The sequence below is a fragment of the Sinorhizobium chiapasense genome, from assembly GCF_036488675.1.
GTDB lineage: Bacteria > Pseudomonadota > Alphaproteobacteria > Rhizobiales > Rhizobiaceae > Sinorhizobium > Sinorhizobium chiapasense.
In genome coordinates this window covers 1,620,434-1,633,778 of sequence record NZ_CP133148.1, presented here as the reverse complement: position 1 = coordinate 1,633,778, position 13,345 = coordinate 1,620,434, and the positions used below count along the sequence as shown (strand labels likewise).

8 protein-coding genes and 1 tRNA gene are annotated in these 13,345 nt (G+C 61.2%); 2 read left to right on the top strand and 7 right to left on the bottom strand.

Annotated features, from left to right (window positions below):
• Positions 1–54: 54 nt before the first annotated feature.
• Positions 55–720 (top strand): copper chaperone PCu(A)C, encoded by a 666-nt coding sequence (locus tag RB548_RS07860; RefSeq protein WP_331374377.1) that lies wholly within the window; start codon positions 55–57, stop codon positions 718–720.
• Between the two features lie 16 nt (positions 721–736).
• Here the strand turns inward: RB548_RS07860 and RB548_RS07855 are convergent, their stop codons facing one another.
• On the bottom strand, positions 737–1,111 hold the full coding sequence (locus tag RB548_RS07855; protein WP_331374376.1) for a hypothetical protein: 375 nt from the start codon (positions 1,109–1,111) through the stop codon (positions 737–739).
• Positions 1,112–1,351: 240 nt separating this feature from the next.
• Between RB548_RS07855 and RB548_RS07850 the strand changes: the two genes are divergently transcribed.
• Entirely contained in the window at positions 1,352–2,293 is a 942-nt protein-coding gene (locus RB548_RS07850) for an alpha/beta fold hydrolase (protein ID WP_331374375.1), read from the top strand.
• Positions 2,294–3,059: 766 nt separating this feature from the next.
• Here the strand turns inward: RB548_RS07850 and RB548_RS07845 are convergent.
• From RB548_RS07845 to uvrA, 6 genes are all read right to left on the bottom strand, one after another.
• Complete coding sequence (locus tag RB548_RS07845) at positions 3,060–3,488, bottom strand: GNAT family N-acetyltransferase (RefSeq protein WP_331374374.1); 429 nt, start codon at positions 3,486–3,488, stop codon at positions 3,060–3,062.
• A 126-nt stretch (positions 3,489–3,614) separates the two neighbouring features.
• A tRNA-Ala gene (locus RB548_RS07840) sits at positions 3,615–3,690 on the bottom strand.
• 266 nt (positions 3,691–3,956) lie between these two features.
• A complete protein-coding gene (locus RB548_RS07835) occupies positions 3,957–4,421 on the bottom strand; it encodes a cupin domain-containing protein (protein WP_331374373.1) in 465 nt (154 codons plus the stop codon).
• Between the two features lie 276 nt (positions 4,422–4,697).
• Positions 4,698–8,495 (bottom strand): vitamin B12-dependent ribonucleotide reductase, encoded by a 3,798-nt coding sequence (locus RB548_RS07830; protein WP_331374372.1) that lies wholly within the window; start codon positions 8,493–8,495, stop codon positions 4,698–4,700.
• A gap of 738 nt (positions 8,496–9,233) precedes the next feature.
• Positions 9,234–10,037, bottom strand: coding sequence for a DUF72 domain-containing protein (locus RB548_RS07825; protein ID WP_331374371.1), 804 nt, complete (start codon positions 10,035–10,037; stop codon positions 9,234–9,236).
• A gap of 190 nt (positions 10,038–10,227) precedes the next feature.
• Complete coding sequence (gene uvrA, locus RB548_RS07820) at positions 10,228–13,149, bottom strand: excinuclease ABC subunit UvrA (RefSeq protein WP_331374913.1); 2,922 nt, start codon at positions 13,147–13,149, stop codon at positions 10,228–10,230.
• Between the last annotated feature and the right edge of the window lie 196 nt (positions 13,150–13,345).

Genomic DNA, 13,345 nt, shown 5'->3' with positions numbered 1-13,345 from the left:
CAAGGCGGTGTTGACCACAAGGGTTCGAAGCCCGCGTGGTTCGGAGATTACGACATGACCAAGACCAAATTCACCCTACTTGCCGCCGGCCTCACCCTTGCTGCCGCCAGCATGGCGCATGCACACTCCACCTTCGAAACCGACAGTGCACGCGCCGAAACGACTTCCAAGGTCGTTCTCCAGGTGCCGCACGGCTGCGACGGCAGGGCCGAAGGCCAGAGCGCCAATGATCTCAAAAGCCCGACGCCGACTGTCACCGTTACGCTCGCAAGCGGTCAAGATGCTCACGGCGGGCACGGTAACCATCAGACCGCCGGCGGCCCGATCGAGGTCGGCGAGCTCGAAATCTCCGGCGGCGGCGTGAAGGCGATGCTGCCGGGCGCGAAGGTCGGCGGCGGCGGCTTTGTCGTGAAGAATACCGGCGGCACCGACGATCGGCTGCTCGCTGTCGAGAGCTCTGCCGCAGGGCGGGTCGAACTGCATGAAATGAAGATGGAAAACGACGTGATGAAAATGCGCAAGCTTGAGGACGGTATCGCCATTCCCGCGGGCGGGACGGTCGAACTCAAGAGCGGCAGTCTGCATCTGATGTTCATGGAGGTGAAGAAGCCCTTTGCCGAGGGCGACGCCGTACCTGTGACCCTCACGTTCGAGAAGGCGGGCAAGGTCGATTATCTGCTGCCAGTCGGCGCCGCCGTCGGTGGCCACAAGCACAATTAAGATCAGGCCTCGACCGTCACGACCCCTGGATGAATTGATCCAGGATCGCGGCGAGCTCGTCGTCGCCTTCTCTTTCGTCGCCGGCAGGATCGTCCTGCCGGCTTTGCTGTTTCTCGCCCGTTTCTTCCTGCATGAATTCGAGATAGCGGCGCAGCGCTTCCGCCTGCGTCTGTTGCGGCGGGCGGCCATCGGCGCCGATCAGCATCAGGCCGAGGGGCAGGGCACCCCTGACCTTCGCAATTGGCGCTGGCCTGGCCTGTTCCTCCCTGCGCACCGAAAGCAGCGTGATCGCCTCGTCGGTCGGGCCGTCGCCACGCACGCGGGCCGACGGCTTGACGGCTTCCGCCGCGTATGCCGCCGTTGTCGCGGAGATGGACACGACCTGGGTCAAGATATTCCGCCTCGTCGGCGCCAAGCGCCATTTCGAACCTCAATAATCCTTCCTCTGTGCCAGATTTCGCTTGCGAGGCGGTGAAATCGGGCGGGCGGATTTTATGCAAATCTTAACGTTTGCGGCGGACGGAACGGCGCGCGGCAAAAAAATACCGCTGCGCTGTCGGCAGGTTACCTGCAAGACCGTCCTTGAGGCATGCCCCGTCGCCTTGGCGACCCCCAAACCGGAGGATGAGACATGCCGAAGACAACCCTGATCAGCCTGATCGTCGCGGCAATAGGCGCGTTTTGCACGCCTGCGACAAGCGCTGCCGAGGAGGCGACAATGGAACAGGCGGCAACCCCGGCGCCGACGAAGAGCGGGCACCTCAACGTGAACGGCATCAACTACTATTATCAGGTCTATGGCGAGGGCGAGCCGGTGCTGCTGCTCCACGGCGGCCTCGGGATCATCGAAATGTTCGGACCGAACCTTGCGAAGCTTGCCGAGAGTCGCCAGGTCGTCGGCGTCGATCTCCAGGGACACGGCCGTACGCCACTCGGTGACCGCCCGATCGATCTCGCCGCGATGGGCGCGGACATGGACGCGCTCGTCAAGGAGCTCGGCTACGAACGGGTCGATGTGCTCGGCTATTCGATGGGCGGCGGCGTCGCTCTGCAGATGGCAGCGCAGGCCCCCAGGACCGTGCGGCGGCTGGTGCTGGTCTCGACGCCTTACGCCAAGGATGGCTTCTATCCGGAAATGATCGCGGCGCAGGCCCAGGTCGGTGCAGGTGCGGTCGAGATGATGAAGGAAACGCCGATGTATAAGTCCTACGCTGCCGTCGCGCCGAACGTGTCGGAGTTCCCGAAACTACTCGACGCAATGGGTGACCTGATGCGACGCGACTATGACGGATCTGCAGCCGTGGCCAAGCTCACCATGCCGGTCATGCTCGTTTATGGCGACAGCGACATGTTCCGGCTGGAGCACATCATCGATTTCTACCACAAACTCGGCGGCGGTCTGAAGGACGCCGGCTGGATGCGCGAGAACATGTCGAAGAACCGGCTCGCGATCCTGCCTGATCTCACCCACTACGACATCTTCGTCTCGCCGAAGCTTTTGGAAACGGCCTTGCCCTTCCTCAACGGCGAGAGCGGCGCGAAGACCTGGGCGGAAGAGGTCGAGGGGAAATAGGCCGCCGCATTCGCCGTGCTGCGATGGGTGCCCGAATTCACCCAATAATTTCTATACCCTCGGTTGAGCAACATAGTACAATCACAGTCGCAATGAAGAAAAGAGGCCGCCAGATCCTGCGCAAATGCATGAGCATCGGGGGACATCACTCAGCCGGGAAAGGACGAAGGTCTATGCGCGTGATCGTGTTGTTGGTAGCGCTTTCTGCACTGTGCGCGTGCTCACAAACATCGAGGTCGAGCATGGTCGACCGCTACGAACGTGGGGAAGGGGACTACTATCCGGGTATCGTACCGCCGACCCCATTCTAGAACGCCACCCGTATTCGCGTCGGGGGAGCCGCCACTCAGGAGGCCTCGGCCGGGCTTCCTGCTCCCCTTTTCGCGGTCTCTAGAATGGATGCGCTCCGTCTGCGGCACAGCGGATACCTCGCCGCAAGTCTTCGGCCGATGGATGAGCACACCTAAAAGAATGGTTCGCGATCACCGGTAGGCAATTGATCCCGCGCCAATGCCGGAATATCAATGATCGTCAATCCGTTAAGGTACGAGGCCTATGCGCAAGATCCTGTTGTTGCTCGCGATCGCCACTCTCGCGGCGTGCTCGCAGACCGTCCACGTCGGAGGCGAAGGCGAGTATTACCAGGGCATCGTTCCGCCGCGGTGATTGTTAGGCGTTTTCATGGCGTTCCTGACCGAAACCAGAGGCGCGGTTGAGAATGGCGCGCGCGAATTGCGCGTGTCCCTCGTTTTGCAAGCCGCGACCGTCAGAAGCGCTTTTTCAGGAAATAGCGAGGGATAGCGCCGGGCGCGCCTTCCAACTCCCCGAAGATCTCGTATCCGAGCTTTTCATAGAACGGTCGAGCCTGGAACTCGAACGTGTCGAGCCACATGCCGATATAGCCGCGCGCCTTTGCAATTTTCTCAGCATCGGCGATGAGCCGCCTGCCAAGGCCTAACCCGCGATATTCCTCCGGGATCGCCAGATATCTGACAAAGGCCCAGCGATAGCCATCCGTGGCATAAAGCCCGCCGACGGCTGCGCGCGTTTCCGGGTCTCGGATGATGACGGCAAAACCCGACTGGTCGGCCATGCCGCTGTTGGCGTTGTTGTAGGCATCAAGTGCTGTGACGACAGCGCGAACGTCGTCCGCACTGGGATCGCTCAGGATGCTTTCAATAATCGGTTCAGACATTTAACAAAGCCGCGTCAAGGATGTCGGCCCGGACGAGTAGCTATCGACAACCCGTTCGGCATGATATGTCCCTGTCTCTTAGGTACAAGTTGTTGCCTATGTTTCCAGTATGGACACTGAAAGCCTTGGTGGAGTCGAAGGGATTCGAACCCTCGACCTCCGCAGTGCGATTGCGGCGCTCTCCCAACAGAGCTACGACCCCGTCAGCTGACGTGTATAAGAGAAATCCGCCGGGCGCGCCAGTGTCCTGTGCATCCATCGAGGCTATGAATCTCGTGTTCTGGAAATGGCGGGGCCTTTCGGCTTGTGGGTTCAAGTTCGAAGACAGTGAGTCCGCAAAGGCGTCGGCTCGCTTTCCCTGATACTGGTCCGAAAGCACATCGCGACCAGCATCGCTCGGGCAGTGACACGACGGTGAGCGGGATTGCTCTCTTCGTCAGGAGACGTCTTGATGCCCAGGACGCCGCGTCACTCTGGCTGGGGCCACTCCGAGAGCAAAGTGATGCCGAACCGTGACGAAGCCTCACGCAGGCGCTCGATCTCCTCGGGTGTCGGCGGTCCCACGACTTCGCCCGGTTGAAGTTCGTGGCCGGCTTCCTCGATAAACCGGTCGAACAGAGCGGGGGTCCCGATCAAGATATATCTACAAGGATTGCCGCTCATGTTCAAAAGCTGGTGCGGAACGCCGCGCGGCAGGAAGATGCTCTCGCCTGCAGTCAGGCGCCGAGGCTGGCCGTCGACCGCCGCCGTCAGTTCGCCTTCAATGATGTAAACCGTCTCGTCATCCTTGGCGTGGACATGGATCGGCGTCCTCGTGTTTCCGTCACTTTTATTCTCGAAGAGGCAGAACTGCCCCACGGTCTGTTCGGCGGACAGCAGGCGTTTCATGACGACGCCCGCGAGAACAAACTCTTTGCCGTCGATATCGCTCATTGTCGTTTCCTTTCCACGGCTTGGGCAGATGAACGCTGGACCTCCATTCAGCGAGTTTGGATAGGGCAGCATCGTCGCCGGCGCAGGCGGTGCAAGTCCTTCCCTGAAGCCGCATGCCCGTGATCAGACTCCGGCTGCACCTATAACGTGGCGCGGCGAATAAACTGAGCCAAACACGCGATATAACGCATAAGAGCGGCCAAGTGGCCGCTCTCTGACTTTTCTTTTCTAGTCTAGGTGCCCGCCCCGCCGCAGCAGCAGCCGGGGCAAGTGTAATCAGCTGCATCCGCTGGTCGCACCACACGTGTCGCACTTCTCGCAGGTGCCGTTCCGCACCATCGTGAAGTTCTGGCACTCGGAGCACATGTTGCCGGTGTAGCCCTGCATGATCGAGCGGGCGCGGCGTTCGGCTTCGACCTTCTTGGCGTCGGCCTTGGCGGAGGCTGCTTCGGCGGCGGCCTTGTCGGAGAAGAGGGCGGTTACGTCCTCAACCGATTCGGCCGCAACGTCTTCGGCAAGCTCGGCGGCTCGCTCCTCATAGTCGCGCTTGAAGGCCAGGACTTCCGATGCAGCCGCCGCTACGGCCGGTTCCAGCTTGCGGGCGGCGTTGCCGGCGATCGAAGTGATCGTGGCACCACCGGACGCCCGCGCCGGTGCGGCGGTCGAGGCACCCTTCGGCTCGGAGAGCTGGCGATCGGCCGTGCCGCCGACGATGGTCGGCTTGTAGCCGCGGGTCCAGCCGGTCGAGACGAGGTTGGTCTTGCCTTCCTGGATGCCGCGGCCAAGTGCGGTATTGCCGAAGTCGGAGGTGTCGACGTGCGCAAGGTCGTGGCGGCCGAGATAGGAGACGGCGAGCTCGCGGAACACGTAGTCGAGGATCGACGTCGCGTTCTTGATCGCGTCATTGCCCTGGACCATGCCGGCCGGCTCGAACTTGGTGAAGGTGAAAGCCTCCACATATTCTTCGAGCGGCACGCCATATTGCAGGCCGAGCGAGATGGCGATGGCGAAGTTGTTCATCATCGCGCGGAAGGCGGCTCCTTCCTTGTGCATGTCGATGAAGATCTCGCCCAAGCGGCCATCGCCGAATTCACCGGTGCGCAGATAGACCTTGTGGCCGCCGACGATCGCCTTCTGGGTATAGCCCTGGCGGCGGTTCGGCAGCTTTTCACGGGCGCGGACGACCTTTTCGATCACGCGCTCGACGATCTTCTCGGTGACGGCGACAGCCTGGGCGGCCGCCGGTGCCTGCATCAGTTCTTCGATCGCTTCCTCTTCCTCGTCGTCCTCGATCAGCGAAGCGTTCAGCGGCTGCGACAGCTTCGAACCGTCGCGATAAAGAGCGTTCGCCTTCAGCGCCAGCTTCCAGGAAAGCATGTAGGCGTTCTTGCAATCCTCGACCGTCGCCTCGTTCGGCATGTTGATCGTCTTCGAGATCGCGCCGGAGATGAAGGGCTGGGCGGCCGCCATCATGCGGATGTGGCTCTCGACCGAAAGGTAACGCTTACCGATCTTGCCGCAGGGATTGGCGCAATCGAAGACCGGCAGGTGCTCGGCCTTGAGGAACGGTGCGCCTTCGAGCGTCATCGCGCCGCAGACGTGGATGTTGGCGGCTTCGATGTCCCTCTTGGAGAAGCCCAGGTGCTCGAGCAGGTTGAAGTCCATCGAGGCAAGCTGCTCGTCCGTGACCTTCAGCGTACCCTTGAGGAAATCGGCGCCGAGCGTCCACTGGTTGAAGACGAACTTGATATCGAAGGCGGACTTCAGCGCAGCGTTGACGGCCTCGACCTTCTCATCGGTGAAGCCCTTGGCCTTGAGCGTTGTCGGGTTGATCGCCGGCGCCTGGTTGAGGTTGCCATGGCCGACGGCGTAAGCCTCGATCTCGGCGATCTGGCTTTCCGAGTAGCCGAGGGTGCGCAGCGCATCCGGAACGGCGCGGTTGATGATCTTGAAGTAGCCGCCGCCGGCGAGCTTCTTGAACTTGACCAGCGCGAAGTCAGGCTCGATGCCCGTGGTGTCGCAGTCCATGACGAGGCCGATCGTGCCGGTCGGCGCGATAACGGTTGCCTGGGCATTGCGGTAGCCGTGCTTTTCGCCGAGCTCGACGGCCTTGTCCCAGGCGCTCTTGGCGTGGGCGATCAGGTCCTGGTCCGGGCAATCGGCGTGGACGAGGGCAACCGGGTTGACCGACAGGCTCTCATAGCCCTTGGCTTCGCCGTAGGCCGCACGGCGATGGTTGCGCATGACGCGCAGCATGTTGTCGCGGTTCGGGGTAAAGCCCGGGAACGGGCCGAGCTTGGCCGAGATTTCAGCCGAAGTCGCGTAGGCAATGCCGGTCATGATCGCTGTCAGTGCACCGGCGATGGCGCGGCCCTCGGCCGAGTCATAGGGAATGCCGGACGACATCAGCAGGCCGCCGATGTTGGCGTAGCCGAGGCCGAGCGTGCGGTATTCATAGGAGAGTTCGGCGATCTCGCGGGACGGGAACTGCGCCATCATCACCGAGATTTCGAGAACGATCGTCCAGAGACGGACGGCATGTTCGTAATCGCCGATGTTGATCCGCTTGGTGGCGGCGTCCTTGAACTGCATCAGGTTCAGCGAGGCGAGGTTGCAGGCCGTGTCGTCGAGGAACATGTATTCCGAGCACGGGTTCGACGCGCGGATCGGTCCAACTGCCGGGCAGGTGTGCCAGTCGTTCATCGTCGTGTTGAAATGCAGGCCCGGATCGGCCGACGCCCAGGCGGCGTAGGAGATCGATTCCCAGAGATCGCGGGCTTTCAGCGTCTTCAGCACGCGGCCGTCCTTGCGGGCGGTAAGGTTCCACTCGCCATCAGCCTCGACGGCACGCAGGAAGTCGTCCTTGATCGAAACGGAGTTGTTGGAGTTCTGGCCGGAGACGGTGAGATAGGCTTCCGAATCCCAGTCCGTGTCGTAGGTCTTGAACTCGATGTCCTTGTAGCCCTGGCGCGCGAACTGGATGACGCGCTTGACGTAGTTTTCCGGAACCAGCGCCTGCTTGGCGGCGCGGATCTCGCGCTTCAGCGCCGGGTTCTGCTTCGGGTCGAAGCAGGCGTCGTCGCTGCCGTCACAATTGACACAGGCCTTCATGATCGCCTTCAGGTGCTTGGCGACGATCTTGGAGCCGGTGACAAGGGCCGCCACCTTCTGCTCTTCCTTGACCTTCCAGTTGATGTATTCCTCGATATCCGGGTGGTCGATGTCGACGACCACCATCTTGGCGGCGCGCCGGGTCGTGCCGCCCGACTTGATGGCGCCGGCGGCGCGGTCGCCGATCTTCAGGAAGCTCATGAGGCCGGAGGACTTTCCGCCGCCCGACAGCTTCTCGCCTTCGCCACGCAGGTGCGAGAAGTTGGAGCCGGTGCCGGAGCCGTATTTGAAGAGGCGCGCTTCGCGCACCCAGAGGTCCATGATGCCGCCCTCGTTGACGAGGTCGTCGGCAACGGACTGGATGAAGCAGGCATGCGGCTGCGGGTGCTCGTAAGCGGACCTCGACTTCGTCAGCTTGCCCGTGAACGGATCGACATAGAAGTGGCCCTGGCCGGGGCCATCGATGCCGTAGGCCCAGTGCAGGCCGGTGTTGAACCATTGCGGCGAGTTCGGCGCGACGCGCTGGGTGGCGAGCATGTAGGCAAGTTCATCGCGGAAAGCGGCAGCATCTTCTTCCGTGTCAAAATAGCCGCCCTTCCAGCCCCAATAGGTCCAGGTGCCGGCCAGGCGATCGAAAACCTGGCGCGCATCCGTTTCGGAGCCGTACTGCTCATCCTTCGGCAGTGCCTTCAGCGCATCCGCATCGGGCACTGAGCGCCACAGGAAGGAGGGCACGTCGTTTTCCTCGACACGCTTCAGCTTGGCCGGCACGCCGGCCTTGCGGAAATACTTCTGCGCCAGGATATCGGCGGCAACCTGAGAGAACTGCGCGGGAACGTCGATGTTCTCGAGGCGGAAAACGATCGACCCGTCCGGGTTCTTGATCTCACTCGTCGCCTTGCGGAAATCGATCTCGGCGTAGGCGGATTGCCCGGCCTTCGTGAAACGGCGTTCGATCTTCATTGTCCCGTATCCTTTGTTGCCATGCGCCAACGCGCAATTAACCCCGCCCGGCCGCGAGGGTGCCCGCAGCCAGCTCCAGCTTCCGTCTTTGAAGGAAACCCATGCCCTGGGTCACCCTGTATCTTGTGATGATGCTGGCTGCAAACACTAAATATAGTATTAACAAGTCATTTATGCCAGCCTGAATGTTGTCCCGGCGGCCCAAAAAATCGCGCAAAACTCCTCCGCCGCGGCCACACGGATCATCCGTGCGGATCGCATGCCAGGACCGACGATTTGGGGGGATGAACCGGCCTCTTAACTTCCCGGTCCGCCGCCGTCGCAACGTGAGATCCATTAACCGTGAATCGGCTTGGGGCGTCAAGGGGTGGTTTGTGACGGAAGTTTGGGCGCTATATGTTGTGTGGATCGACTGTGGAAAACGGGGACATTGTTCAACCCGTTGAAAATCAGGGACTTCCGCTGTTTGCCTGCGACAATGCCGCAGCGGCAGGCGCTAGATCAAAATTTTCAAGGGTAAAAAAGCAGATGAAGTCTATGCCGCAGCGCTACCCGCGATTGCAACGGCGGCCTGGATGTGACGCGTGCCCTGGTGATTCGGCTGCGCAGCGACATCGATGAGGCCGCACCGAGGCGATTTGACAGAGCGCCACAACATCTAGTGTCACTGTGGCCGTCACGGCCGCAACGAATCTACGTGTGCCGGAGCCACGCCGTTCGAGACAGCGGCGGAGGGGGCTAACCCACCCGCTTTTGCAACTCCCTTGCGCCATTCGGCGCATTGACCTTGCCGGAGGTAATGAAAAAGGCAAAGACGTCGCGCGGCGTCTTATCCGCCTTGCGGTCCGGCGCGCTTTTTTCAAGCCCTTTCGGCTCGCCGCCCGCCGCAAAGGTCTTCAGCCGCTCAGCCCAGAGATCCAACCCCTCGGGCGGATAGCAGGTCTTTATGTCGTCGCTGCCGATCTGCAGCCTCGCATAGACGAAGTCCGCCGTGACGTCGGCGATCATCGGATAGTCCGCATGTTCGGCGAGCACGACCGCCACGTTGTATTTGTTCAGAAGCTCGACGAAGTCTGGCGCCTGGAAGGACGGGTTGCGAACCTCGACCACATGACGAAGCTTCAGGCCGTCCTGCTTCTCCGGCAGGAGCTTCAGGAAACCCTCGAAATCCTCCGGCTCGAACTTCTTGGTCGGCGCGAATTGCCAGAGAATTGGGCCGAGATGATCGCCCAGTTCCGTGAGGCCTTGCGTCAGGAATCTCTCCATCGATTCACCGGCTTCGGCGAGAATCTTGCGATTCGTCACGAAGCGGCTGGCCTTCAGCGAAAAGACAAAACCATCCGGAACGTCCGCCGCCCACCGGGCAAAAGTTTCCGGCTTCTGCGAACTGTAATAGGTGCCGTTGATCTCGATCGTGCGCAGTTCCTTGCCGGCGAATTCGAGCTGCCGCTTCTTTGGAAGGTCGGAAGGATAGAAGGTGCCTTCCCAGGGCTCGAAGGTCCAGCCGCCGATGCCGATGCGGATTTTCCCGGATTGTGTCATCGTCTCCTCCTCAAGGCCCCTTCCGGGCGATTGATCTTGTTTGTCACCAGCGGCTCGACGACACCGCACAATCAGCGTCGCCCATCCCTGTCAGCACGGCCACCCGTTTCCAGGCGAGCATCGGTCCCAAAGGAGCGCCGTGATCCGCGCTCCAGGCTATTGTCAGAGATGCGGATCGGCCGCGAGCCGGTCACTCCGCCGCCTCGACCTTCTTGACCGGCCGGCGCTCCAGCAGTTCCTTGAGGAAATGGCCGGTGTACGAACGGGGCTCCTTCACGACATCTTCTGGCGTACCCTTGGCGATCACTTCACCTCCGCCGTCGCCGCCTTCCGGGCCGAAGTCGATGATCCAGTCGGCTGTCTTGATGACTTCGAGATTATGCTCGATGACCACGACCGAATTTCCCTGGTTGACGAGCTCATGCAGAACTTCAAGAAGCTTGGCTACGTCATGGAAATGCAACCCTGTTGTTGGCTCGTCTAGAATGTAGAGCGTGCGACCGGTCGAGCGCTTGGACAGTTCCTTGGCGAGCTTCACGCGCTGCGCTTCGCCGCCTGACAGCGTGTTCGCCTGCTGGCCGACCTTGATATAGCCGAGCCCCACTTGGTTCAGCGTCACGAGCTTGTCGCGCACGGACGGCACCGCCGAAAAGAACTCGACGCCTTCCTCGACCGTCATATCGAGCACGTCGGCGATCGACTTGCCCTTGAAATGCACGTCCAGCGTTTCGCGATTGTAGCGCTTGCCGTGGCAGACGTCGCAAGTGACATAGACGTCCGGAAGGAAGTGCATCTCGATCTTGATGACGCCGTCGCCCTGGCAGGCTTCACATCGGCCGCCCTTGACGTTGAAGGAGAAGCGCCCCGGCTGGTAGCCGCGCGCCTTCGCCTCGGGAAGTCCGGCAAACCAATCGCGAATCGGCGTGAACGCACCGGTATAGGTCGCCGGGTTCGAGCGCGGCGTGCGGCCAATCGGCGACTGGTCGATATCGATCACCTTGTCGATATGCTCGAAGCCGTCGATCCGGTCGTGCTCGGCAGGGTTTTCGCGGGCGCCCATGATGCGGCGTGCAGCCGCCTTGTAGAGCGTTTCGATGAGAAAGGTCGACTTGCCGCCGCCCGAAACGCCTGTGACTGCCGTGAAGACACCGAGCGGGATCGAGGCTGAAACATCTTTCAGGTTGTTGGCCCGCGCGCCTACGACCGTGATTTCCTTTTTCTTTTTCGGCTTTCGCCGTTCGCTCGGAACGGCAACGGCGAGCTCGCCGGAGAGGTATTTTCCGGTGAGCGATTTCGGATTGGCCATGATGTCGGACGGCGCGCCCTCCGCAACGATCTCGCCGCCGTGGATGCCGGCCGCCGGGCCGATATCAACGACGTAGTCGGCGGTCAGGATCGCGTCCTCGTCATGCTCCACGACAATGACCGTGTTGCCGATGTCGCGCAGATGCCGGAGCGTGTCGAGCAGGCGGGCATTGTCGCGCTGGTGCAGACCGATCGAGGGTTCGTCGAGCACGTAGAGCACGCCGGTTAGCCCGGAACCGATCTGGGAAGCGAGCCGGATGCGCTGGCTTTCGCCACCGGAGAGCGTCCCTGAATTGCGTGAAAGACTGAGATATTCAAGCCCGACATCGTTGAGGAAGCGCAGCCGCTCGCGGATTTCCTTGAGGATGCGAACTGCAATCTCGTTCTGCTTGGCGCTGAGGTGCTCCGGCAAGACATCGAACCAATCGCGGGCGACGCGGATCGACATGTCGGTAACTTCGCCGATGTGCAGCTTGTTGATCTTGACGGCAAGCGCCTCCGGCTTCAGCCGATAACCGGCACAGGCCGGGCAGGGGGCTGCCGACATGAAGCGCTCGATCTCCTCGCGCGCCCAGGCGCTGTCGGTCTCCTTCCAGCGACGCTCGAGATTGGGCACAATGCCTTCGAAGGTCTTGGTCGTGTTGTAGGAACGCGCACCGTCTACATAGTGGAAGACGATCTTTTCCTCCGTGCCGTGCAGGATGGCGCGCTGCGCCTCATCGGAGAGTTCGCTCCAGCGGTTGCCGAGCTTGAAGTCGAAGGCCTTACCCAGCGCCTCCAGCGTTTGATTGTAGTAAGGCGAGGAGGATTTTGCCCAGGGCGCAATCGCGCCGTCGCGCAAGGTCCGGTTCGACTCGGGAACAATCAACGCTTCGTCGATCTTCTGCTGGCTGCCGAGCCCATCGCAGGTCGGGCAGGCGCCGAAGGGATTGTTGAACGAAAAGAGCCGCGGCTCGATCTCCGGAATGGTAAAACCGGAGACCGGGCAGGCGAATTTTTCCGAAAACAAGACGCGCTCGTGCGTCTCGTTCAATGATTTGTTGGCAGAGCCGCCGGCAGCGGTTTCCTCCGGCGGCAGGGGCTTGTCAGCGAATTCGGCGATCGCCAGGCCATCGGCAAGCGTCAGGCAGGTTTCGAGGCTGTCGGCAAGACGCGTCGCAAGATCGGGCCGCACCACGACGCGGTCGACGACCACATCGATATCGTGCTTGTACTTCTTGTCGAGAGCCGGCACGTCGGCGATTTCATAGAACTGGCCATCCACCTTGACGCGCTGGAAGCCCTTCTTCATCAACTCGGCGAGTTCCTTCTTGTACTCGCCCTTACGGCCGCGCACGAGCGGCGCGAGGATATAGAGTCGCGTTCCTTCGCCGAACTCCAGAACGCGATCGACCATCTGGCTGACAGTCTGGCTCTCGATCGGCAGGCCGGTGGCAGGCGAATAGGGTACGCCGACGCGCGCGAACAGAAGGCGCATGTAGTCGTAGATTTCGGTAACCGTGCCGACCGTCGAGCGCGGGTTGCGCGAGGTCGTCTTCTGCTCGATCGAGATCGCCGGTGACAGGCCGTCGATCTGGTCGACATCCGGCTTCTGCATCATTTCGAGGAACTGGCGGGCATAGGCCGAAAGGCTCTCGACATAGCGGCGCTGGCCTTCGGCGTAGATCGTATCGAAGGCGAGCGAGGATTTGCCGGAGCCGGAGAGCCCGGTCATCACGATGAGCTTGTTGCGCGGCAGATCAAGATCGATACCCTTGAGATTGTGCTCGCGCGCACCGCGAATGGAGATGGTCTTGAGTTCGCTCATCGGAAGCCAGCTTTGCATGTCGTTGAAAGCCTCCTATGTAATGACGACAACGCCCATGTCGAGGCGCAATCGGCAAAGAGGCGGCTCAATTGCGATTCGGTTGACAGGATAATAGAGAAACAATAGAACAAAAAAAGAACAGATGTCAGAGGTAATCTCACAAATCAGTTGTGGATTATGCGCGATGCAGGGCGTA

Bases quoted from the DNA above. Each gene is read 5' to 3' on its own strand.
- RB548_RS07835 (WP_331374373.1), bottom strand. From the start codon at position 4,421: ATGAGCGATATCGACGGCAAAGAGTTTGTTCTCGCGGGCGTCGTCATG.
- RB548_RS07830 (WP_331374372.1), bottom strand. From the start codon at position 8,495: ATGAAGATCGAACGCCGTTTCACGAAGGCCGGGCAATCCGCCTACGCC.
- RB548_RS07850 (WP_331374375.1), top strand. From the start codon at position 1,352: ATGCCGAAGACAACCCTGATCAGCCTGATCGTCGCGGCAATAGGCGCG.
- RB548_RS07860 (WP_331374377.1), top strand. From the start codon at position 55: ATGACCAAGACCAAATTCACCCTACTTGCCGCCGGCCTCACCCTTGCT.
- RB548_RS07825 (WP_331374371.1), bottom strand. From the start codon at position 10,037: ATGACACAATCCGGGAAAATCCGCATCGGCATCGGCGGCTGGACCTTC.
- RB548_RS07845 (WP_331374374.1), bottom strand. From the start codon at position 3,488: ATGTCTGAACCGATTATTGAAAGCATCCTGAGCGATCCCAGTGCGGAC.
- uvrA (WP_331374913.1), bottom strand. From the start codon at position 13,149: ATGAGCGAACTCAAGACCATCTCCATTCGCGGTGCGCGCGAGCACAAT.